The sequence below is a fragment of the Streptomyces sp. VRA16 Mangrove soil genome (assembly GCF_017377775.1).
Taxonomy (GTDB): Bacteria; Actinomycetota; Actinomycetes; order Streptomycetales; family Streptomycetaceae; genus Streptomyces.
Window position 1 is genome coordinate 74,602 of record NZ_JAFVLN010000026.1, and the last position, 22,157, is coordinate 96,758.

Annotated in this window: 15 protein-coding genes; 10 read left to right on the forward strand and 5 right to left on the reverse strand. The window is 75.6% G+C overall.

The features are described from left to right. Positions 1 to 4 precede the first annotated feature (4 nt). On the forward strand, positions 5 to 973 hold the full coding sequence (gene galE / locus J3486_RS41015; RefSeq protein ID WP_207829201.1) for a UDP-glucose 4-epimerase GalE: 969 nt from the start codon (positions 5 to 7) through the stop codon (positions 971 to 973). 225 nt (positions 974 to 1,198) lie between these two features. Here galE and J3486_RS41020 read toward each other — a convergent pair whose 3' ends face one another. After that, positions 1,199 to 1,936: an ABC transporter ATP-binding protein gene (locus J3486_RS41020; protein WP_207829203.1), complete on the reverse strand. Its 738-nt coding sequence runs from the start codon at positions 1,934 to 1,936 to the stop codon at positions 1,199 to 1,201. Between the two features lie 130 nt (positions 1,937 to 2,066). Between J3486_RS41020 and J3486_RS41025 the strand changes: the two genes are divergently transcribed. From J3486_RS41025 to J3486_RS41035, 3 genes are all read left to right on the forward strand, one after another. Next, the gene (locus J3486_RS41025) at positions 2,067 to 5,315 is read left to right on the forward strand and encodes an FtsX-like permease family protein (RefSeq protein WP_207829204.1); all 3,249 of its coding nucleotides are present in this window, start codon (positions 2,067 to 2,069) and stop codon (positions 5,313 to 5,315) included. Between the two features lie 103 nt (positions 5,316 to 5,418). Continuing rightward, a complete protein-coding gene (locus J3486_RS41030) occupies positions 5,419 to 8,184 on the forward strand; it encodes an FtsX-like permease family protein (RefSeq protein ID WP_207829205.1) in 2,766 nt (921 codons plus the stop codon). A 134-nt stretch (positions 8,185 to 8,318) separates the two neighbouring features. Further along, positions 8,319 to 9,359 carry an ABC transporter ATP-binding protein gene (locus tag J3486_RS41035; RefSeq protein WP_207829206.1) on the forward strand — a complete coding sequence of 347 codons (1,041 nt, stop codon included), beginning with the start codon at positions 8,319 to 8,321 and terminating at the stop codon, positions 9,357 to 9,359. Positions 9,360 to 9,897: 538 nt separating this feature from the next. Here the strand turns inward: J3486_RS41035 and J3486_RS41040 are convergent. The 3 genes from J3486_RS41040 to J3486_RS41050 are packed head-to-tail and all read right to left on the reverse strand — an operon-like array spanning position 9,898 to position 13,124. Further along, positions 9,898 to 11,292: a threonine/serine exporter ThrE family protein gene (locus J3486_RS41040; protein ID WP_207829207.1), complete on the reverse strand. Its 1,395-nt coding sequence runs from the start codon at positions 11,290 to 11,292 to the stop codon at positions 9,898 to 9,900. 36 nt (positions 11,293 to 11,328) lie between these two features. Further along, positions 11,329 to 11,982, reverse strand: a complete 654-nt coding sequence (locus J3486_RS41045; RefSeq protein ID WP_207829208.1) for a response regulator transcription factor — start codon at positions 11,980 to 11,982, stop codon at positions 11,329 to 11,331. Then, on the reverse strand, positions 11,970 to 13,124 hold the full coding sequence (locus J3486_RS41050; protein ID WP_207829209.1) for a sensor histidine kinase: 1,155 nt from the start codon (positions 13,122 to 13,124) through the stop codon (positions 11,970 to 11,972). Before J3486_RS41050 ends, J3486_RS41045 begins: the two co-directional genes overlap by 13 nt. Before the next feature lie 142 nt (positions 13,125 to 13,266). Between J3486_RS41050 and J3486_RS41055 the strand changes: the two genes are divergently transcribed. Then, a complete protein-coding gene (locus J3486_RS41055) occupies positions 13,267 to 13,455 on the forward strand; it encodes a hypothetical protein (RefSeq protein ID WP_307805159.1) in 189 nt (62 codons plus the stop codon). A 481-nt stretch (positions 13,456 to 13,936) separates the two neighbouring features. Continuing rightward, positions 13,937 to 14,914 carry an ADP-ribosylglycohydrolase family protein gene (locus J3486_RS41060; RefSeq protein WP_207829210.1) on the forward strand — a complete coding sequence of 326 codons (978 nt, stop codon included), beginning with the start codon at positions 13,937 to 13,939 and terminating at the stop codon, positions 14,912 to 14,914. Between the two features lie 226 nt (positions 14,915 to 15,140). On the opposite strand, the gene J3486_RS41065 is transcribed toward J3486_RS41060, so the two are convergent. Further along, entirely contained in the window at positions 15,141 to 15,764 is a 624-nt protein-coding gene (locus J3486_RS41065) for a TetR/AcrR family transcriptional regulator (protein WP_207829211.1), read from the reverse strand. Positions 15,765 to 15,956: 192 nt separating this feature from the next. Between J3486_RS41065 and J3486_RS41070 the strand changes: the two genes are divergently transcribed. The 4 genes from J3486_RS41070 (at position 15,957) to J3486_RS41085 (ending at position 21,922) form a co-directional block, all read left to right on the forward strand. After that, a complete protein-coding gene (locus tag J3486_RS41070; RefSeq protein ID WP_207829213.1) occupies positions 15,957 to 16,892 on the forward strand; it encodes an ABC transporter permease in 936 nt (311 codons plus the stop codon). Next, positions 16,885 to 17,739, forward strand: coding sequence for an ABC transporter ATP-binding protein (locus J3486_RS41075; RefSeq protein ID WP_207829214.1), 855 nt, complete (start codon positions 16,885 to 16,887; stop codon positions 17,737 to 17,739). The genes J3486_RS41070 and J3486_RS41075 overlap by 8 nt, the downstream gene beginning before the upstream one ends. A gap of 311 nt (positions 17,740 to 18,050) precedes the next feature. Next, entirely contained in the window at positions 18,051 to 20,249 is a 2,199-nt protein-coding gene (locus tag J3486_RS41080) for a CDP-glycerol glycerophosphotransferase family protein (RefSeq protein ID WP_207829222.1), read from the forward strand. After that, positions 20,249 to 21,922, forward strand: coding sequence for a glycosyltransferase family 2 protein (locus tag J3486_RS41085; protein ID WP_207829215.1), 1,674 nt, complete (start codon positions 20,249 to 20,251; stop codon positions 21,920 to 21,922). Before J3486_RS41080 ends, J3486_RS41085 begins: the two co-directional genes overlap by 1 nt. Positions 21,923 to 22,157: the final 235 nt, after the last annotated feature.

The window sequence follows — 22,157 nt, forward strand, 5'->3', positions numbered from 1 at the left end:
CGACATGACCTGGCTGATCACCGGCGGGGCCGGCTACATCGGCGCCCACGTGGTGCACGCGCTGCGCGCCGCGGGCGAACAGGCGCTCGTCTACGACGACTTGTCCACGGGGGTGGCCGAACGGGTGCCGTCCGACGTGGAGTTGGTGGTCGGCTCGACGCTCGACCGGGAGCTGCTCGGCCGGACGCTCGCCGACCGGTCCCGGCCGGTCACCGGTGTCATCCACCTCGCGGCGAAGAAGCAGGTCGGGGAGTCGGTGGAGCAGCCGCTGCACTACTACCGGGAGAACGTCGAGGGCCTGCGGACACTGCTGGACGCGGTGACCGCGGCGGGCGTCCACTCGTTCGTGTTCTCCTCATCGGCCGCGGTGTACGGCATGCCCGACGTGGAGCTCGTCACCGAGGACACCCCGTGCGCGCCCATGTCGCCGTACGGGGAGACCAAGCTCGCCGGTGAGTGGCTGGTGCGCGCGACCGGCCGGGCCGCGGGTCTGGCCACCGCATCGCTGCGGTACTTCAACGTGGCGGGCGCCGCCTCGCCCGAACTCGCCGACACCGGCGTCTTCAACATCGTCCCGATGGTCTTCGAGCGGCTGACGGCCGGGGACGCGCCCCGGATCTTCGGCGCCGACTATCCGACGCCGGACGGCACGTGCGTACGCGACTACATCCACGTCGCCGATCTGGCGGAGGCCCATGTGGCGACGGCGCAGCGGCTGGCCGGAGCGGGGCCCGGCCTCGATCTCACGCTCAACATCGGGCGCGGGGTGGGGGTTTCCGTGCGCGAGCTGATCGATGTCATCGCGGAGGAGACGGGGTACGACGTCGCTCCGCTGGTCACCGGGCGGCGTCCCGGGGACCCGGCGCGCGTGGTCGCGTCCGCGGACCGGATCGGGGCCGAGCTGGGGTGGGCGGCGAAGCGCGATGTCCGGGAGATGGTGCGGTCGGCCTGGGCGGGGTGGGAGCGGGGGTAGTCCGCCGTTTCGTCCGCCGGGTGCGCTCGTCTCGCGACCGCGGGCCCGGTGGCGGCGGGTCGCGCCCCGCGGCGGAGTCGCTGACGGATACGGCCCCGCGCCCCTGAAGGCATGCGCCGCGTGCGGCCTTCCCCTGAGCGAGCGAGCTCGCTTCAGGGGCGCGGGGAACGGCGCGGGCAACCCACCGGACAGCCGCACCCGGCGACGAACCGGACGGCCCGCGCGCTACGCCGAGGTCTGCGCCACGGTGGGCGCCGGGGCGCCGGGGCGGGCCAGGCCGTCGTCCAGTTCCCAGACATCGTCGGCCAGGTCCAGCAACCGCGTGTCGTGCGTGGCGACGAGCGCCGTGACGCCCTCGCTGTCCACCACGGCCCGCAGCAGCTCCATCACGGCGAGTCCGGTGTGCGCGTCGAGCTGGCCGGTCGGCTCGTCGGCGATCAGCAGGGCGGGCCGGTTGGCGAGCGCCCGCGCCACGGCCACCCGCTGCTGCTGTCCGCCGGACAGTTCGTCGGGCCGCTGCCGGGCGTGGTCGGCGAGGCCGACGAGGGAGAGCAGCACCCGGACCCGTTCGTCGCGCTCGGCCCGCGGCAGCGCGCGCAGCCGCAGCGGGACGCCGACGTTCTCGGCGGCCGTCAGGACCGGCAGCAGGCCGAAGCCCTGGAAGACGAAGCCCACCCGGTCCCGGCGCAGTTCGCGCAGCCGGGCCTCCGGCAGCTCGGACAGGTCGGCGCCGTCCAGCAGGACCCGGCCCCGGTCGGGCCGGTCCAGGCCGCCGACGATGTTCAGCAGCGTCGTCTTGCCCGCGCCCGAGCGCCCCCGCACCGCGGTCAGCCGGCCGCGCCGGGCGGTGAGCGACACCCCGCGCAGCGCCTGCACCGCGGTCGGGCCGCGCCCGTAACCGCGGTGCACGTCCTCCACGCGCACCATCACGTCCGCGTCGTCGTCCACCGTGTGCTCGGTCATCGCCCCACCCCGTTCCCGCCCGTTCCCGCCCGTTCTCCACCGTCCACCGGACGGGCGGTCACCCTATGCGGACGGGCCGCGGGCGACAACAGGTGCGTACAACGCCGTAGCGCCTGAGAAAACCGGGGTTATGATCCTCGCGCTCCGACTCGAACTGCCGTCCGGGGAACGGCGGGCGGCGGTGCGGAAACCGGGACGGGGGACGGTCCACGTGCTGACCTGGGGGGTACGGCGCATACTCGCGCACCGGTTGCCGGTGCTCGCCGCCGTGCTCGCGGTGACCCTCGCGGCCACCGTGCTCACCGCCCTGGCCGCGTTCTCGACCGCCGCGGGTGACGCCGCGCTGCGCCGTACGCTCGCCGCCTCCGACCATCGCTCCGACACCGCGCTGAAGATCACCGCCGATGTGCCCGACGGCAAGCGCGCGGCGGCCCGCGCGGTCGTCGCCCGGCAGGCCCGCGCCGCGTTCGACGGGCTGCCCGTCACCGTCCGCGGCAGCGAGCGCTCGGCCACGTACGCGCTGCCCGGCAAGAACCGCGACCGCCCCGACCTCACCCTGCTGGCCACGCTCGACGCCGGCCGGGTGCGGCTCGTCTCCGGCGCGATGCCGAGCGGGGACGGGTCGGGCGGCACGGTCGCCGTGGCCGTGCCGCGGGTCGCCGCCGAACGGCTCGGGGTGCGCGCGGGCGACACCCTGAAGCTCACCGGACGCCTCGACTCCCGCCCGCTGCGCGTCAGGATCACCGGGGTCTACGAGGCGCGGGACACCTCCGATCCGTACTGGCGGCTCGACCCGCTGGGCGGCAAGGGCGCGGCCACCGTCTCGTTCACCACGTACGGGCCGCTGCTCACCTCCGCCGGGGCGTTCACCTCGGGCCGGGTGGCCACCGACAGCAGCGCGTGGAGCGTCACCGCCGACGCCCGCCGGGTCACCGTCGCCGACTCGGACTCCCTGCGCGCCCATGCCGTACGGGCCCGCGCCGCACTGCGCACCGCGCCCGAACTGGGCGGCTCCGCCACGGTGTCGACGGGGCTGCCCGGCGTCCTCGACCAGGCGGGGAAGGCCCGTTCCGTCGCCGCGACCTCGCTGCTCACCGCCGCCGTGCACCTGGTCGTCCTGGCCACCGGCGTGCTGCTGCTCGTCGCCCGGCTGCTGCGCGAGCGGCGGGCCGCGGAGACGACCCTGCTGCGCGCCCGCGGGGCCTCCACGCGCCGGCTCACCGGCGTCGCCGCCGTCGAGGCGCTGTGTCTGGCGGTGCCGGCCGCGGCCGTCGCCGTGCTCGCCGCGCGCCCGCTGGCCGGGCTCTTCGCCGACGACGCCGCGCACGCCCCGCTCACCGGCGCCGTGTTCCTCGTGGCGGCCGCGACCGCCCTCGCCGGGGCGGCCGTCGTGCTCGGCACCGCCACCCCGGCCCGGGGCGAGAACGTGGCCGGGCGGGCGCGGGCGCTGCCGGGCCCGGCGCGGGCCGGCGCGGACCTCGCGCTCGTCGTCCTCGCCGCCGCGGCCTGGCTCCCGCTGCGCTCCGGCGACACGCTCACGCCGATCGCCGCGTGCGCCCCCGCGCTCACCCTGCTCGCCGGCACCGTCCTGATGCTGCGCCTCCTCCCGTGGGCCGCGCGCGCCGCCGAACACCTGGCCGCCCGGCGCCGGGGCGCCGCGGCCGCCCTCGCCGGACAGCAGTTCGCCCGGCGCCCGGCCACCGCCACCGCGCCGGTCCTGCTCCTCGTCCTCGCCGTCGCCACCGGACTCCTCGCCGCCGGGCAGAACGCCTCCTGGCGCACCTCGCAGCAGGACCAGGCCGACCACGCGGTGGGCGCCCCGCTGCGGGTCACGGACGAACGGCCCGCCGGACCCGGGCAGACGGGTCGCGTCGACGGCGTACGGGACCTGAAGACGGTCGCGCCGGTGCACCGCGCCGAGAGCGATCTCGCCGGCGGCAAGCAGGCCACCGTGCTCGCCGCCGACACCACCGCGCTGCGCTCCGCCGTCCTGCTGCGGCCCGGCGTCGCCGACGACGGCGCGCTCGCCGCGCCCGCCGCCGCCCGGCCCGCCGAGTCCGGCGACCGCGTCACCCTGCCGTCCGGGTCCCGGGCGCTCCTGCTCGACGCACGGACGGACACGCCGAAGCACGGGGCGACCGCCGCGGGGACCGCCCGCGTGACCGTCCTCGTCACCGACCGGCACGGCACCGGCTACCGGCTCACCGCGGGCGAACTCCCCGCCGACGGCCGCACCCACCGGCTGCGCGCCGCCCTCGACACCACCGCGGACGCCGCGCGGCACGCCCCCGCCGGGCCGCTCACGCTCACCGGGATCGACGTCGAGACGCCGCTCGCGCCGCGCGACCGCGCCGCCGCCCTGCACGTCGAGGCGCTGCACACCGCGGGTTCCGGCACCGCCGTCCGCGCCCTGGACCTCCCCTCGGAACTGGCCTGGAGCGCCGCCTCCACCGTCACCCGCGGCACCCTCGACGACCCGGCCCGCGCACTGCACCCGCGCGCCACCGGCACCGGGGTCGGCGTCGACTACCGGACCGGCGCGGACGACGGCGGCGGCGCCACCGTCACCGTGCGGCTGCGGCCCGGCACACAGCCGCGGGTCCCCGCCGTCCTGCCCGCCCTCGCCACCGACGCCTACCTGAAGGCCGCGGGCGCCCGGGCCGGGGACACCGTCGACGTCACGTTCTCCGGCGAGACCCTGCGGATCAGGCTCGCCGCCACCGCCCGCTCCTTCCCGACCACCGGTACGGGCGGCGCGGTCGTCGTCGACCTGGCCGCGGCGGACGCCTGGCTGACCGCGCAGGGCCGCGCCCCGCTCGCCCCGACCGAGTGGTGGGCGGCGCCGGAGCCCGGCCGCACGGCGCAGGCCGCCGCCGCGCTGCGGGCCGCGACGCCCGGCGGCACGGTGGCGGTCCGCGACGAGACCGCCGCGCGGCTGCTCGCCGATCCGCTCAGCGGCGGTGTGCGCGGCGCGCTGTGGGCCACGGCCGCGGCGGCCGTCGTGCTCGCCGCGCTGGGTCTCGCGGCGGCGTACGCGGGCACGGCCCGGGTCCGCCGTCCGGAGTTCGCCGTGCTCAGCGCCCTCGGCGCGCCGCGCAGGCTGCCGGTGCTGCTGGTCGCCGCGGAGAACGCGGCGCACCTGGTCACCGGCCTGATCACCGGCACCGTCCTCGGTGTCCTGCTGGTGCACGCCGTGGTCCCGTACACGGTCCGCACCGCGACCGGCGCCCGTCCCGTCCCGACGGCCGTCACGGACCTGCCGCTGCCCCAGGTGCTCCTGCTGCTGGCCGCCGTGGCCGCGGTGCCCGTCGTGGTCACCGTCTTCCTCGCCCGGCACGCGGCCCGCGTCCCGGCGGGCGCGGGAACGGAGCCGGCATGACCGTGCGCCGCACCGGCCCGCGCCCGCTCCACCAGCCGACCCGGCAGACGACAACGCGAACTCACCCCGGCGCCCACCGGCCCGGCACCGGAACGGAGCCCGCATGACCCTCCACCAGACCAGGGAGGCCGGCGCCGACGCGCCGCACGCGCGCCGCGGGCACCGTGTCCCCGCGCCCTGGCTGCGCACCCGGCTGCGCGCCGCGCCCCGGGCCGCGATCGCGATCGCCGCGCTCACCGGGGTCGTCGCCTTCCTCGCCGCGGCGCTGCCGCGCGCCGACGACGAGGTCGGCACCCGGGCCCTGCGCTCGGCCCTGAGCACCGCGGGCGCCTCCCGGACCACCGTCGAACTGACCGCGCCGCAGCCGTCGTTGGCGCTCGGGGCCCGCGAGCGCGCGGCCGCCGTCGCTCCCGCGGTGCTCGACCGGGTGACGCGGAAGGCCGCCCCGCTGTTCCCCGCGCCGCTGACCACCGACGCGCGCGACGCCGTCGCGGAGGTGCGCACCACCGATCAGCTCGTCGCCGCCGATCCTTCGCTGCCCCGCCCCGAGGCGATCCCGCCGCACTTCAGCGTGCACGCGCTGGGTGGTCTCGGCGAGCACGCGCGCGTGGTGAAGGGCCGGCTGCCGCGCGCCCCGCACGACGCCACCGAGAACACCCGCAGTGCCGAGACCGCGGTCACCGAGGCCACCGCCCGCGCCCTGCACCTGCGCGTCGGCAGCAAGGTGCCGACGGTGCACGCGAGCGGCTCCCCGGGCCCCGAGTTCACCGTCACCGGCATCCTGCGCCCGAAGGAGCCCGGCGGCCCGTACTGGTCGTCCGACCCGCAGCTGGGCACCCCGGGACTGGCCGCCACCGGCGACAAGCCCCCGGCGCTGTACTGGTCCGCCGCGCTGCTGCTGCCCGCCGAGTCCGCGCCCGTACTGCTCGGCACCCAGACCCAGCCGGAACTCGTCTGGCGCTTCACACCCGAAACCCACGGGCTCACCGGCGCCGACGCCGACGGTCTCGTCCGCGCCGCCGCCTCGCTGCAGAACGGCCCGGCCGCCCTGCGCATGACCACCGTCGCGGGCCCCAACGCGGCCGTGTCCACCGGGCTCGGCGACGTCGTCACCGCCCACACCCGGATGCGCGACACCCTGCGCCCGCTGGTCACGGCGGGCCTCACCGGGGCCGCCGCCGTCGCCGCGCTCGTACTGGTCGCCACGGCGGCCCTGCTCACCCGTCGGCGCGCCTTCGAACTCGCCCTGCTGCGCGCCCGCGGCGCCGGGCTCGGCCCGCTCGCGGCCCGCACCGGCGCCGAGACGGCCGTGGCCGCGCTGCCCGCGGCGGCGCTCGGACTGCTGCTCGCCCGGCTCGTGCTGCCCGACGGGCGCGACCTCCCGGCCGTGCTCGGCGTGGCCGCCGTCGCCGTGCTCGTCTGTGTGACGCCGCCGCTGCTCACCCTCACCGGCCACCGAGTGCCGCGCGTGCACGACGAGCGCGAGGATCTCGCCGCCGTCCGCCCCGGGCGCCGCCGACTGGTCGCGGAGGCCACCGCCGTGCTGCTCACGGCCGGTTCGCTCGTGGCGCTGCGCACCACCGGCGCGGACTCGACGGCCGCCGTCGCCGTCGCGCCCGTGCTCACCGCGCTGCTCGGGGCGCTGCTCCTGCTGCGGCTCACCCCGCCGCTGCTGCGGCGCGCCGCCCGGTCCGCGGCGCGGCTGCGCGGACCCGTCGCGTTCCTCGCGCTGGCCCGCGCCGGCCGCGCCCCTGCCGCCACCGCGTTCCCGCTGTGCGCGCTCGTGATCGCCCTGACCACGGCCGCGTTCGGCGGTTCCGTGCTCGCCGACGCCTCGGCGGCCCGGGACCGTGCGGCGCTGCTCGCCACCGGCGCCGACGCGCGTGTCGACGTCCAGGGCAGCGCCACGTACCTGGCCGCGGGGGCGCGCTCGGCCGTCGCCGCGCTGCCCGGGGTGCGCGCGGTCACCGCGGTCGGCACCGACCCCGACGTGGAGGTGCAGGGCCGCCGGGTCACCGCGGTGGCCGTGCCCGCCGCGCGGTACGCGGACCTGGCGCGCTCCACCGGCCTGGGCGGTTTCGCCGCGGACGCGCTCCGCGGCCGCTCCGGTGCCCTGGGCGCGGTCGCCTCCCCCGAACTGGCCCGTCGCCTGGGCCCGGGAGCGCACCGCGTGGAGATGTTCGGCCGGACCGTCACCGTGCGCGTCACCGCCGTCCGTACGACCACACCGGCCGTCCCCAACGGCTCGTTCCTGCTGCTCGACCAGGCCCACCTGCCCGCCAAGGGCACCCGCAGCCTGCTCGTCACCGGCTCCCCCACCAGTGCGAAGGCCCTCGAACGCGCCGCCCGCGCCGGGGCCACCGCGCCGGTGCGCGCCGTGCTCCGCTCCGACGTCCGGACCCGGTACGCGGCCCCGCCGCTGCAAGAGGGCACGTTCCGCCTCTACGCGGCGGCGGTCGGCGCCGCGGGCGCGCTCGCCGCGCTGGCCCTCGCGCTGTCGCTGCTGCACGACGCCGACGCCCGCGCCGCGTTCCTCGGCAGGCTGCGCACGCTGGGCCTCGGCGAGCGGCAGAGCCGGTGGCTGGCGCTCCTTGAGGCGGTGCCGCTCGCGGTGACCGCCGCCGTCGGCGGCGCCGTCACCGGCTGGGCGGCGGTCGCCCTCGCCGGGCCCGCCATCGATCTGCGGCTGCTCGCCGTCGGCGCGGCCCCCGCGGGCGAGGACGGCACGAGCGTCCCCGAGTGGTTCAGCCCCGTCCTGCACGCCGACCCGCTCGCGCTGGCGCTGCCCGCCGCCGCGGTGCTGGTGCTCGCGGCCGTGGTGACGGTGGTGCACACCCGCCGGGCGGGCGCCCGCCCCGAACGCACGTAGAGCACCGACCCGTGACCCCCGTGGCCCCGTGGCCCCCCCTCGACCCGTGCCCCCTCGACCTGTGCCGCCTCGACCTGTGCCCCTCGCCCCCGTGTTCCTCGTGACCCCGTGATCCTCGTGAGAAAGGAGCCCTCATGACCGTGCCCTCGCCCTCCACCGCACCCCGTCAGGTCGGCGCGCCCGACGAGCCGGACGGCTCCCGTGCCCGCCGCACCCTCGCCGAACTGGAGGAACGGGCCGGGCGCGAGCGCCCCGTCCACGGCCAGGACGCGCTCGTCGTCTGCGACCGCCTCGTCCGGGTCTTCACCGCCGACGGCGTCGAGGTGCAGGCCCTCCAGGGCCTCGATCTCCTGGTCCGCGAAGGGGAGTTGACCGCCCTCGTGGGCGCCTCCGGCAGCGGCAAGTCGACGCTGATGAACATCCTGGCCGGCCTCGACGTGCCGACCGCGGGCGCGGCCCGGGTCGCCGGCCGCGATCTGCTGACGATGGGCGCCCGCGACCGTCTCGACTACCGGCGGGCGACCGTCGGCTTCGTGTGGCAGCGCACCTCCCGCAATCTGCTGCCGTACCTGGACGCGGCGCAGAACGTCGCCCTGCCGATGCGGCTCGCGGGCCGCGGCGGGCGCAAGGGCCGTGCGGCCGCCGCGAAGCGGGCGCACGAGCTGCTCGATCTGCTCGGGATGGCCGACCGCGCCGACCGCCGCCCCGCCGCGCTCTCCGGCGGCGAGCAGCAGCGGGTCGCCATCGCGGTGGCGCTCGCCAACGACCCGTCGCTGCTGCTGGCCGACGAGCCCACCGGTGAACTCGACTCGGCGACGGCCGCCGACGTCTTCGCCGCCTTCCGCCGGGCCAACGACGAACTGGGCACCACCGTCATCGTGGTCACGCACGACCAGGCCGTCGCGAACGAGGTGCGGCGCACCGTCGCCATCCGTGACGGCCGCACCTCGACGGAGACGCTGCGCCGCACCACCGTTGACGAGGGCGGCCGTACGTCGGTGGAGGCGCGGGAGTACGCGATGCTCGACCGCGCCGGACGCCTCCAACTCCCCTCCGAGTACGTGGAGTCGCTGGCGATGGAGCACCGCGTCATGCTCCAGCTCGAACAGGACCACATCGGAGTCTGGCCGGACCGCCCGACCCCGGAACCGGAGCCGGAGGAAGGCTCCGCCTGACCGGGCGGGTGGGGGCCGGCCGCGCACCCGCGCTGCGGCGTCTCCCCGGGGAAGCCGCGCGCAGCGCATGCCTCGGGGGCGCGGGGCCGTGCCGTCACGCAGCGCGGGGCCGTGCCGTCACGCGGCGCGGGGCCATGGCCGTCACACGGCGAGGGACCAGGCCGTCAGCGGCGCGGGGCCATGCCCGTCACGCGGCGCAGGGCCGTGCCCGTCACGCGGCGCGAGGCCGTGCCGTCACACGGCGAGGGACCAAGCCAGTCACGCGGCGCGGGACCATGCCCGTCACGCGGCGCGAGGCCGTGTCCGTTACGCGGCGCAGGGCCGTGTCCGTTACGCGGCCCAGGACCATGCCCGTCAGCGGCGCAGGACCATGCCCGTCAGCGGCGCAGGACCATGCCCGTCACGCGGCGCGAGGCCGTGCCGTCACGCGGCGCAGGACCAAGCCCGTCACGCGGCGCAGGACCGCGCCCGTCAGCGGCTCCGCCGCGGGGTGCGACCAGCCACGACGACACCCGCACCCGGCGACGGACCCCCGAAGCTACGGCGCACCCCGCCGGACCCTGCGCACCAACTGCCCCACCTCGCCGGACAACCCCACTCCCACGGCCAGCGCGAGCGTCACCGCCGCGACGTCCACCATCCCCCCGAGCCCTTCCGTGGTCCGGCCGGAGGCCAACGCGCCGAGGGAGCCGTACAGCACCCCTCCCGGCAGCAGCGGCGCGATCCCCGGCACCACGAGCGGCAGCGCCGACTCCCGGCGCCGCCGTGCCACCCAGTGCCCGGCGCAGCCGACCCCGGCCGCCACCAACGCCGTACCGACCAGCGCGGACAGGCCGAGGACCCGGAACTCGACGGACACCGCGAACCCGGCGACCGCGAGCACCGCCGCCGGCAGCCAGTCGCGGCGCGCAGTGCGGGCCCGCGCCGCCACCGCGACGGCGAAGACGACGACCCCGACGACCGGCGTGCCCAGGTACTCGGCGCGGCTGACCGACGGCACCAGCGGCACCCCGAACCCGAGCAGGTCCCCCACCCCGAGCACGATCACGACCCCCGTGACGACGGCGGCGAAGACGAGCACGGCGTCGCACAGCCGCCCCATCGCCGTCAGATAGTGCCCGGTGAGCGCGTCCTGCACGGCGCTCACGAACGTCACCGTGGGCAGCAGCCCGAGCACCCCCGCGACCACGATGGCCGGCACCGCGGAGGGCGGCGCGACCCGGCTGACCAGCAGGGCCATGGCGGCGGCCGGCATGGAGGCCACGGTGTACCGGTAGAACGCGGGCACCCCGTGCCGCCCCAGCCAGCCGCACAGCACCGACCCGAGCAGCCCGGCGACGAACGCGCACAGCAGCGAACGCGGCCCGCCCCCGAACACCAGCGAGGCCCCGGCCGCGACGATCCCGGTCTGCACCGGCACCCGCCGGCGCGCCCAGCGCCCGCTCTCCGCCGGGGCGTCCAGGATCCGGGCGGCCTCGGCCCGCGCCTCCTCCAGGGAGAGCTGCCGGGCGCCGATCCGGTCCACGAGGCTGTGGACACGGCCCAGGGCGCGGTAGTCGGTGCCGTGCCTGCGGATCACCCGGCGGGCGTGCAGCGGGGTGAGCTCGCCGGGCGCGTACCCGGAGAGCGCGACCTCGGAGAGCGTGACGCCGGGCTCGCAGTAACTGAGTCCGTACGTCTCGGCGGTCACCAGCATTCCGGCGACGGCCTCCTCCGCCGAGCCGCCGTACGAGAGCAGGGCGTCGCCCAGCCGGACCGCGAGATCGGCGACGCGGGCGCCGTAGGCCGCCAGATCGGCGCGGCCGTCGTCGTGCAGCAGCTCACCGGCGTAGCCATAGCTTCTGATGGGTTCGAGACCGCGCAGCCGGGGCAGGGCCTGGTTCAGCCAGGGGGCGGCCGGGCGTGGTGTGTCGGTCGTCACAGGCGTCGGCATACCAATGGAGCGTAACGGACATTTACCCCATTCGGCTTACGCCCGGTTCAGATAGGCGAGCACGGCGAGCACCCGCCGGTGCCCGCTGTCGCTCGGCGGCAGCCCGAGCTTCGCGAAGACGTTGCCGATGTGCTTGCTGACGGCGCGCTCGGTGACGACGAGCGTCTCGGCGATGGTGGCGTTGCCCCGCCCCTCGGCCATCAGCTTGAGCACCTCCAGCTCGCGCGGGGTGAGCGAGTCGACGGGGTCGTCGCGGCGCCGGGCGAGCAGTTCGGCGACGACCTCGGGGTCCAGGGCCGTACCGCCCGCGGCGACCCGCTCCAGGGCGTCCAGGAACGCGTCAACCCGCCCCACCCGGTCCTTGAGCAGATATCCGATCCCGGCCGCGCCGCCGGCGCCGCCCGCGAGCAGCTCACTGGCGTACGACTCCTCGACGTACTGCGACAGCACCAGGACGGGCAGCTCCGGCAGCACCTCGCGCGCCGCGATGGCCGCCCGCAGCCCCTCATCGCGGAATCCCGGCGGCATCCGTACGTCCAGCACCGCCACGTCCGGGCGGTGTTCGAGCAGGGCGGGCAGAACCTCCGGCCCGCTCTCCGCGACGGCGACGACGTCGTGCCCCGCCGATCCGAGCAGCAGGACCAGGCCCTCCCGCAGCAGGGCGTTGTCCTCGGCGATCACCACACGCACGGCAACTCCACCTCGATCACGGTCGGCCCGCCGGCCGGGCTCGACACCTCCACGGTCCCGTCCAGCGCGGCGACGCGCCGCCGCATGCCGAGCAGCCCGCTGCCTCCGGACGCGTCGGCGCCGCCGCGCCCCTCGTCGCGCACGACGACCTTCAACCCCCGCGCAAGGCGGGCGAGTTCGACGTCGGCCCGCCCGGCTCCGCTGTGCTTGGCGACGTTCGTCAGGGCTTCGGCGACCACGAAGTACGCGGCCGCCTCGACCGCGGCCGGGGCCCGTTCCCCGCGCTCCACACCCGCGTCGGCCACGGCCACGTCGAGCCCGCTGCCCGCGGCCAACGCCCGTACGGCGCCCACGAGTCCACGGTCGGTGAGGATCGGCGGGTGGATGCCGCGCACGACGTGGCGCAGTTCGGCGAGGGCCTCCTCGGCCTGGTCCTGGGCGTCGCCCATCAGCCGGTGCGCGGCGTCCGGGTCCTTCGCGTACGCGCGCCTGGCGAGCCCGATCCGCATGGACAGCGCCACGAGCCGGGCCTGCGCGCCGTCGTGCAGATCCCGCTCGATGCGCCGCAGCTCTGCTCCGTGCGCGGCGACGGCCCCGGCCCGGCTCTCGGTCAACTCCTCCACGCGGTCCGCGAGTTCGGCACTGGGCGCGGGCGCTAGCAGAACACCCGACCAGCGGGCGTCGAGGTCCGCGAGCCGCGCGACGAGCGGCAGCAGCACGGGCGGGCGCCGCAGCAGCCCGGCCCACACCCCGTCGACCACGAGCCCGACGCCCCACACGAGCAGCGCCGCGTACAGCAGCAGCCACCCGTACACGAAGTGCGCGCCGAGCCACCGCAGATCGCGCCAGGTCCCGGGGTCGCCGAGCGCGAGCCGCACCCGCTCCCGCAACCCGCCCACCAGCGGTACGTACGCCTGCGGGATCCGCCGCCCCGTCCAGGCCGCCACCCGCTCCCGCTTGAACCCGGCGACACGCCGCAGCAGCAGCACGGTCTCCGGCAGCACCCCCGCCCCCACCACGAGCAGCGTCAGCACGGCGGTGAACAGGATCAGCGCGATGAACAGGTACGAGACGATCGCGACCGCCGCCGCCACCCCCAACTGCCCTGTGGCGAGCCCCGCTCGCCGCACCGTCTCCCGCATGCGATCAAGGCTAGGCGAGGGCGGCCCGCGAGGGAGGTGTAGCGGGCTACACCATGTGCCGGGGAGCGCGCACCATCGCCGCGGCGCATCCCGCCCGGCCACGATGGAGCACACCGAGAAACCCACGGGGAAGGAACCCGCCATGACCGCCCTGAAGCCCCTGCTCTGGCTCGTACTGAGCGCCGCGATCATCGTCAACGTCTCCACCAGCTTCGCCTTCGACGGCGTCCAGCAGGTGCTGATCAGCGTGGGCACGGGCGTCGCGGCGATCGGCTCCGCCGCCCTGCTGATCGCGGCCCACCGCAGCACAAGGCGCCGGGCCCGCGTCTGACGCCTGCCCCTCCCCGGCCCTGAGGCGGCCCTGAGGCGGCCCGGAGGCGGCCCTGAGGCGGCCCGGAGACCGGACCCGGGTGCTGGCACCAGTGCGCCCGCGCCGCGTCCGGGCGAGCCTGAACTCGCCCTGTTCCGGCCCCACTTGCCCCCCTCGCCCCGGCCCCGACCCGCGCCGCCTCTACAAGGCCTCCGGAAGCTCTACAAGGCCTCCGGCGACGAACAGGCGCCGAACAGGCCGTCACCGCCGACACCGACCGCTGCGCCGCGGCCCTGCGCGTCCACGGCGTCCCCGCCCCGGTGAACGACACCGGCCCGGTCGGCTACGAGGGTTCACGCCATCCGGGCTCCCACGTGGCGGCGACCGCGCGGGTCGTACGGTGGTTCGCCTCACCGCGGACCGGCTGACGGACTCCCCCGCCCGCCGACCGCCTGGCTGACGGGCCGTCCGGTGAGCCCGCCGGGCCCTTAGGCTGCCCCGCATGTCCACGCCCGAGTCCGCGCCCCCGTCGGCGCCCCCGTCCCGCCTGCACCGCGCCGTAGGTGCCGTCATCGGCTCGGCCGTCGGCGACGCCCTCGGGGCCCCGTTCGAGTTCGGACCCGAAGGGGCGTTCTCCGCCCGGTTCCCCCGGGGCCGGGCGGCCGACGAGATGTGCGGGGGCGGCGGCTGGGACCCCGGTGAGGCCACCGACGACACGCAGATGGCCGTGATGGTCGGCGAATCGCTGCTGGAGTGCGGCGGGCTCGATCCCGCCGAGCTCTTCGAGCGGTTCCAGTGGTGGGCGGGGGGCGGGCCGAAGGACATCGGGCTGCAGACCGAGGACGTGCTCAGCAACGGCCTGCCCTGGGACCAGGCCGCCGCGATCCACTTCCAGACCACCGGACGGGCCGCGGGCAACGGTTCGCTGATGCGGGCCGCCACCTCCGCCGTGTACTTCGCGGCGCACGGCACCGAGGCCACCATGGACGCCGCACGGCGCATCGCCGCCCTCACCCACGGCGACCGCGCGGCCTGGGAGGGCACCGCCGTGCAGCACGAGCTGATCCGGCGGGCGCTGGACGGCGCCGACCCGGTGGCCGCGGTGCCGGACGTGCTCGGGCTCGTCCACCCCGACCACCGCGAGCGGTACGCCACCGTGCTCGCCCCCGACTGGCACCCGGACCTGGCCACCGAGTTCAACGGCGCCGTGTGGCCCTGCCTGGGCTCGGCCGTGTGGGCGGTGCGGACCACGTCGTCGTACGAGGACGCCGTGCGCGCCGCCGTCGACGTCGGCGGGGACACCGACACCGTCGCCGCCGTCGCGGGCGCCCTCGCCGGCGCGGTGTACGGGGCGGGAGCGATCCCCGCCCGGTGGACCGGTCCCCTGCACGTGCCGCTGCCCGGGTTCGACGACCGGGTGCTGCGGCTGCCCGAGCTGACGGCGCTGGCCGAGCGGCTCTGCGGCGACGACCGGACCTAGGGCGTGTGTCGAAAGTCCCGCCTGCCCCGCGACGCCTGGCACGCGCCCCCACCCTCGAACCAGGCTTCGCCAGGCTCGGGCGGGAGGGACCCCCTTCGCCGCACCGGGCGTAAGGCCAAGTACATCCGGGCCATCGGCGCAGCCTTGCGCCCGGCACGCCGAGAGCACGCACCAGACGCCGCGGGGCCCGCCCTTCGAGCGGACGACGGGACTTTCGACACACGCCCTAGAGCGCCTTGAGCGCCGCGGCCGTCGCCGTCGCCAGCCGCTTGAGGTGCCCCTTGGGCAGCTCCGGCGTGCGCACGACCACCGAGCGCCAGTACAGCGGCCCCGAGATCAGGTCGAGCGCCAGCTCCTCGTCGAGGCCCTCGCGCAGCTCGCCCCGGTCCACGGCGGCGCGCACGATGCCGCTCGCCACCCCGTGCTGCCCCTCGCGCAGCGCCTTCTGCATGGCCTCGGCGATCTCCGGGTTACGGGCCGCCTCGGCCTGCAGGTCGGGGATGATCTGCCCGGCCACGGGGTGGCGCAGGGCGCGGGCCGTGACCCGGTAGAGCAGCAGCAGGTCCTCCTGGAGGGAGCCGGTGTCGGGGGCGGGCAGCCCCTGTACCGCTATCGCCGAGACCAGGTCGAGGACGAGGTGCAGCTTGGAGCGCCAGCGGCGGTAGACGGCCGTCTTGCCCACCCCGGCCCGGCGCGCGATGCCCTCGATGGACATACGGGCGTAGCCGACGGAGGCGAGTTCCTCGAAGACGGCGGCGCGGATGGCGTCCGTCACGTCCTCGCGCAGGACGGCGGCCCCCGCGGGGGCCCTGCGACGCGTCGGCTTGGCGGAGTCGGCGTTGGTCGTCATATGGCAAAGCATAGAGGCGTAACGACGAAACGGTTGCGTTCCGACGTCGATCCGCCCTATCGTCTTCGCCATCACGTGACGACGATACGGACCCGTCCCGACGTAAACGCACCCCGAACGCAGTACCGACGGGACGCGAGCGGGGCGTGAACGCCTCGCCACCACCCCCCTTGACCGAAGGAAGCAGCGGACGTGAGTCAGGTCCTGGACACGCCTCCCCCGTCGACACCCCCGGCCACCGCCACCGCCACCACCACCGGCGAGGACGCCGCGATCCTCGCCGCCCGGTACGGCCTCAGCGTCAGCGGCGCCCGCCCCGCCCTGGGCGACTACGTGCGCCAGCTGTGGGCGCGGCGCCACTTCATCACCGCGTTCTCCACCGCCAAGCTGACCGCGCAGTACAGCAAGTCGACCCTGGGCCAGCTCTGGCAGGTGCTGACGCCGCTCCTCAACGCCGTCGTCTACTACTTGATCTTCGGCGTCATCCTCGGCACCTCGAAGGGCGTCCCCGACTTCATCCCGTTCCTGGTGACCGGGGTGTTCGTCTGGACGTTCACGCAGAGCTCGGTGATGTCCGGGGTGAAGGCGATCTCCGGAAGCATGGGCCTGGTGCGCGCCCTGCACTTCCCGCGCGCCTCGCTGCCGCTCTCGTACTGCCTCCAGCAGCTGCAGCAGCTGCTGTTCTCGATGATCGCGCTGATCGCGATCCTGCTGGCGTTCGGCGTCCCGCCGTCGCCGTCCTGGATCCTGGTGCTGCCCGCCCTGGCGCTCCAGTCGGTCTTCAACGCGGGCCTGGCGCTCGCCATGGCACGGCTCGGCGCCCGCACCCCCGACCTCAACCAGCTGATGCCGTTCATCCTGCGCGTGTGGATGTACCTGTCCGGCGTGATGTTCAGCCTCGGCGACAAGCTCGCGAAGACGGACCTGCCGCCGGTCGTCCAGCACGCCGTGCAGTGCAACCCGGCCGCCGTCTACATCGACCTGATGCGCTTCGCCCTGATCGACAGCTTCACCCGCGACCAGCTCCCGCCGCACGTGTGGGCCTGGGCCGTGGGCTGGGCGCTGCTCGCCGGCGTCGGCGGGTTCATCTACTTCTGGAAGGCAGAGGAGACGTACGGCCGTGACTGAGACCGCAGCGACCACCCTCCCCCGGCAGGAACCCCGGGACGAGCGCATCCCCACCGTCATCGCCGACGGCGTCGACATCGTCTACCGCGTGAACGGCACCGGCGCGGGCCGCGGCAGCGCGACCGCCGCCCTCAACCGCATCCTCGGCGGCAAGAAGAAGGCCGAGAAGCGAGCGGGCGTCCGCAAGGTGCACGCCGTGCGGGGCGTGTCGTTCACCGCCTACCGCGGCGAGGCCATCGGCCTCATCGGCACCAACGGCTCGGGCAAGTCGACCCTGCTCAAGGCCGTCGCCGGACTGCTGCCCACGGAGAACGGGCGCATCTTCACCGACGGCCAGCCCTCGCTGCTCGGCGTGAACGCCGCCCTGATGAACGACCTCACCGGCGAGCGCAACGTCCGCCTCGGCGGCCTCGCCATGGGCATGAGCCGCGAACAGGTGGCCCAGCGCTACGACGAGATCGTCGACTTCTCCGGCATCAACGAGAAGGGCGACTTCATCACCCTGCCCATGCGCACGTACTCCTCGGGCATGGGCGCCCGGCTGCGCTTCTCCATCGCCGTCGCCAAGGAGCACGACGTGCTGCTCATCGACGAGGCCCTGGCCACCGGCGACCGCTCCTTCCAGAAGCGCTCCGAGCAGCGCATCAAGGAGTTGCGCGAGCGCGCGGGCACCGTCTTCCTGGTGAGCCACAGCAACAAGTCGATCCGCGACACCTGCGACCGGGTGCTGTGGCTGGAGCGCGGCGAGCTGCGGATGGACGGGCCGACCGAGGACGTCCTCAAGGAGTACGAGACGTTCACCAACCCCGCCAAGACGACCAAAGCCGCCAAGGCGGCCAAGAAGTAGCCCCAAGAGGACCGGAGGGAACCCAAGCCCCCGAAACCCCCTCTTCCCCCATGAGGACCATTAAAAGCACAACTGCACTTACCCTTTTGTCCGTTTAATGCCACTATGGTGCGCTGAGCGGTGCGTAGAAGAGGACAAGGAGCAGGTGTGCAGGCCAAGGCCCGACAGCCCCGGCTGAGTCACCCATGGCCCCGTACGAGCGGGCACGCACGGACGTCCGTGCCGCGTTCCGTGTTCTCGACGACAGACGGGCCGCACGGCGCGTGGTGGACCGCATGCTGGAACCGGAGCGGGAGAAGGGCGGGGCGTGGATGACGACGGAACCGGTGCTCAGCGTCATCGTGTACGGCCGTGACGTGCAGGGCCTCCTCGGGGTGTGCCTGGACAGCGTCACGGCCCAACTGCCGCCGGAGGCCGAGCTGTTGACGGCCGCCGTCGGGGACGAGGCGCAGGACGTGGCGGTGCGCGGCGGCGGCACGGTCGTCCCGCTGCCGGACGGCACGGACGACGCCGGGGCGCGGGCGGCCGGGGCCGACCGGGCGCGCGGCCGCTGGCTGTGGTGGGTGTCGGGCAAGGACCGGCTGCCGGTGGGCGCGGTGCGGGCGATGCTCGACCGGCTCGCCGACGCTCCGGACACGGTGGACGTGGTGGTGGCGGACCACGCCCGTTCGACCTGGCGCGAGAGCGGCACGTCCGGCAGGGACACCGGCCGCCTCGCCCGGGTGGCCCGCCGTGACGTGACCCTGGACGACGCCCCCCACCTGCTGCGCGTCACCCCCGTCCTCACCAACCGCGCCCTGCGCGCCTCCTTCTGGCGCGCGCACCGGGCCGACCTCGCCGACCCCGACGAGATGTTCGCCGCCCGCGCCTCGCTCGCCCTCGCCGACCGGATCGCCTGCCTGGAGCAAGTGGTCGTGGACGTCCGGGAGTTGCGCAGCGAGAGCCTGCCGCCGGTGACGGCCGGGCAGCGGTACCGGCTGGTGGAGTCGTACGAGCGGCTGCACCGGCTGCTCGACGACCGGAGCAGGCCGCGCGCGGTGCTGTACGACCTGATGGCCACGGAGACCATGCGGGTCGTGGCGCGCGAGACGATGCCGGACGACGTGGCGCGGGAGTTCTTCCACCGGGCCTCGGCGGCGGCGGTGCGCTGGCAGCCGGCCGGGTACCGGCGACCGGCGGGCCTCGAAGGCATCCGCCGCAGGCTCCTGGAGGAGGACGCGTACGCGCGGTACCGCGCCTTCCAGGCCGCCAACCACCGGCGCCGCGAGCTGCGCACCACGGTCCGCGCCGGCAAGAAGCAGGTCGGCCTGAAGATCCGCGACCACTACTACCGCAGGGCGCTGCGCGACCCCGTGGACCCGGACCTGGCGGTCTTCTCGGCCTACTGGGACCGCGGCGTGGCCTGCAACCCGGCCGCGATCGCCGCGAAGCTCAGCGAACTCGCCCCGCACATCCGCCCGGTGTGGGTGGTCTCGAAGGCGACCGAGCCGCTGCTGCCGCCCGGCACCGCCCACGTGGTCCCCGGCACCCGCGGCTACTGGGAGGTGATGGCCCGCGCCAAGTACCTCACCAACAACGTCAACTTCCCCAACGCGGTGGTCAAGCGCCCCGACGCGATCCACCTCCAGACCCACCACGGCACCCCGCTGAAGAAGATGGGCCTGGACCAGCTCGACTACCCGACGGCCTCCAAGGGCCTCGACTTCGACGCGCTGCTCGCCCGCATCGACAAATGGGACTACAGCGTCAGCGCGAACAGCCACTCCACGCAGATGTGGGAGCACGCGTACCCGTCGCGGTACGTCTCGCTCGACCACGGCTATCCGCGCAACGACGTGTACTACAGCGCGACGGCCGCCGACATCCGCGCGATCCGCGACCGGCTCGGCATCGCCCCCGGCCGCCGGGCCGTCCTCTACGCCCCGACCCACCGCGACTACGAGGCGAGCTGGACCCCGCGCCTGGACCTTGCGGACCTGGCCGACCGGCTCGGCGACGACACCGTGCTCCTGGTGCGCGGCCACTACTTCTACGGCGGTGCCGCGTCCCCGCTGGCGGGCCTGCGCCGCACCGGCCGGGTCATCGACGTCTCGACGTTCGACCCGGTGGAGGATCTCGCGCTGGCCTCGGACGCGCTCATCACGGACTACTCGTCCATCATGTTCGACTACGCGAACCTGGACCGCCCGATCATCTCCTACGCCGACGACTGGGAGACGTACGCGAAGACCCGCGGCACCTACTTCGACCTGATGGCCGAACCGCCGGGCCAAGTGGCGCGCAACCAGGAGGAGTTGACGGAGATCCTCGCCACGGACGCCTGGTGCGACCAGGCGTCGGCGAAGGCGCGGGCGCACTTCAGGCGCCGGTTCTGCGAGTTCGACGACGGGCGGGCCGCCGAGCGCGTCGTGCGTCGTGTCTTCCTCGGCGAGCCGGAGGAGAGCCTGCCGCCCGTCGTCCCGGTCGAGTCCCGCACGCCCGCGCCCACGCCCGAGGAGGCGACCAGCTGATGCCCGCGCAGACCCCGGACGTGACCGTCACGGTCATCGTCTTCAACGACGCCGAGCGCCTGCCGCGCGCCGTCGCCTCCCTCCGGGCGCAGACCCACGAGAACATCGAGATCGTCATCAGCGACGACCACTCCACGGACCACACCCCCGAGGTGGCACGGGAGTTGGCGGCGCAGGACCCACGCATCACCTATCTGCGGCTGCCCGCGAACAGCGGCGGCTGCAGCGCCCCGCGCAACCGCGCCCTCGACATCGCCCGCGCCCCCTATCTGATGTTCCTCGACAGTGACGACGAACTGCCGCCGCGCGCGGTCGAGTTGCTCCTCGCCGCGCATCGCGAGGACCCGGCCATCGACTTCGCGATGGGCGCGGTGGAGCGGGTCCGCGTCGACACGGGCCGCACCTCGGTCTGGATGCCGCACCTGGTCGCCGAGCGGCGCACGGTCCCCGGGATCGAGGCCGAGCCCGGCCTGTTCTTCGAGCACCTGTCCACCAGCAAGATGTACGCGCGCGCCTTCCTGGACCGGCACGCGCTGCGCTTCCCCGAGGGCATCCACTACGAGGACCAGCTGTTCTCCGCGCAGAGCTACTGCCTGGCGACGTCGTTCACGGTCGTCCCCGAGCGGGTCTACCGCTGGTACATCGAGCCGTACGCCGCCGAGTCCGCGGCCTCCATCTCCAACCAGCGGCACAAGCTGACCAATGTCCGCGACCGCGTCCACGTGCAGCGGCTCATCGACGCGTTCCTGGTCGAGAGCGGCCACACCGAGGCGCTGCGCGAGGCCAAGGACTACAAGTTCCTCAAGCACGACTTCCGGATGTACGCGGGCGACCTGCCCTACCGGGACGACGCGTGGCTCGCGGGCTTCGCGGAGATCGTGAACCCGTACCTGGCCACCCTGTCCCCCGGGGCCTACGCGCGCCTGCCGCGCGCCGAACGGGTCCTGCTGCAACTCGTACGGGACGGCCGGCTCGACGAGGCCCGGCTCGCCGCCCGCGGCCTCGGTCACGGGGTCGCTCCGCGGCAGGCGGCGGCCGACGCCGACGGCGCCCTGTACTGGGGCGACACCCTGCCCGCCGATCCGGCGGCCCGGCGCGAGCTGTCCCTGGCCGACCTGGGTCTTGACTCCCGGCCGTTCCCCGGCGCCCAGTTCCGGCACGAGATCGTGTCCGTGGAGCGCGGCCCCGGCCCCGCCTCGCTGCGGCTGCACATCCGTACGTACGACCCGGCGCTGCGCCTCCCGGTCGGCCCGCAGGTCGCCTCGCTCGTCATCTCCCCCGGCCGCCGCCGGCTGCGGGTCTCCTTCCGGCTCGACCCGGTGCGGCCCGGCGTCTTCGAGGGCCGCGCCCTGCTGGACCTGGCCCGCGCGCCGCTGCCCGCCCAGGGCTTCGACGGCGTCCGCCACCCGCTGCTCCAGCTCCAGGCGCCGGGCGGACTGCGCAACACGGGGCTGCTCCTGGCCCCGCTGGACTTCCCGTCGTTCACGGCGGAGATCCACCACCACCGGCTGACGGTGGAACCGGAGGGCCGCGGCGCGGGCCGCCTCCAGGTCCGCTGGGCACCGACCGGCCTCACAGCCCGCGTCCGCCCGATGGCCCACCGCGTCAGCCACAGCCCCCTGGGCCACCGAGTCCGCCGAGCGGCCCGCCTGGTCTCAGCAGTAACCCACTGACCCCCAACCCACCACACCGCCTTCAGCAACCCCCCGCCCCACCACAGCCCGCCTCGCCCCGCCTCAGTCAATCCGCCGCCCCGCCCGGCCGCCTTGGGCAATCTGCCGCCAAGGGCGGCAGGGTGGGCAAGGCGGCACCCCAGCGCCGGGCAGGCGCCCCCGCAGGCCCCCGCCCACGGCCCCGAGTGGCCACCCCGTCCCACCCGCACACCCAAGACCCCCGCCCCACAAGCCC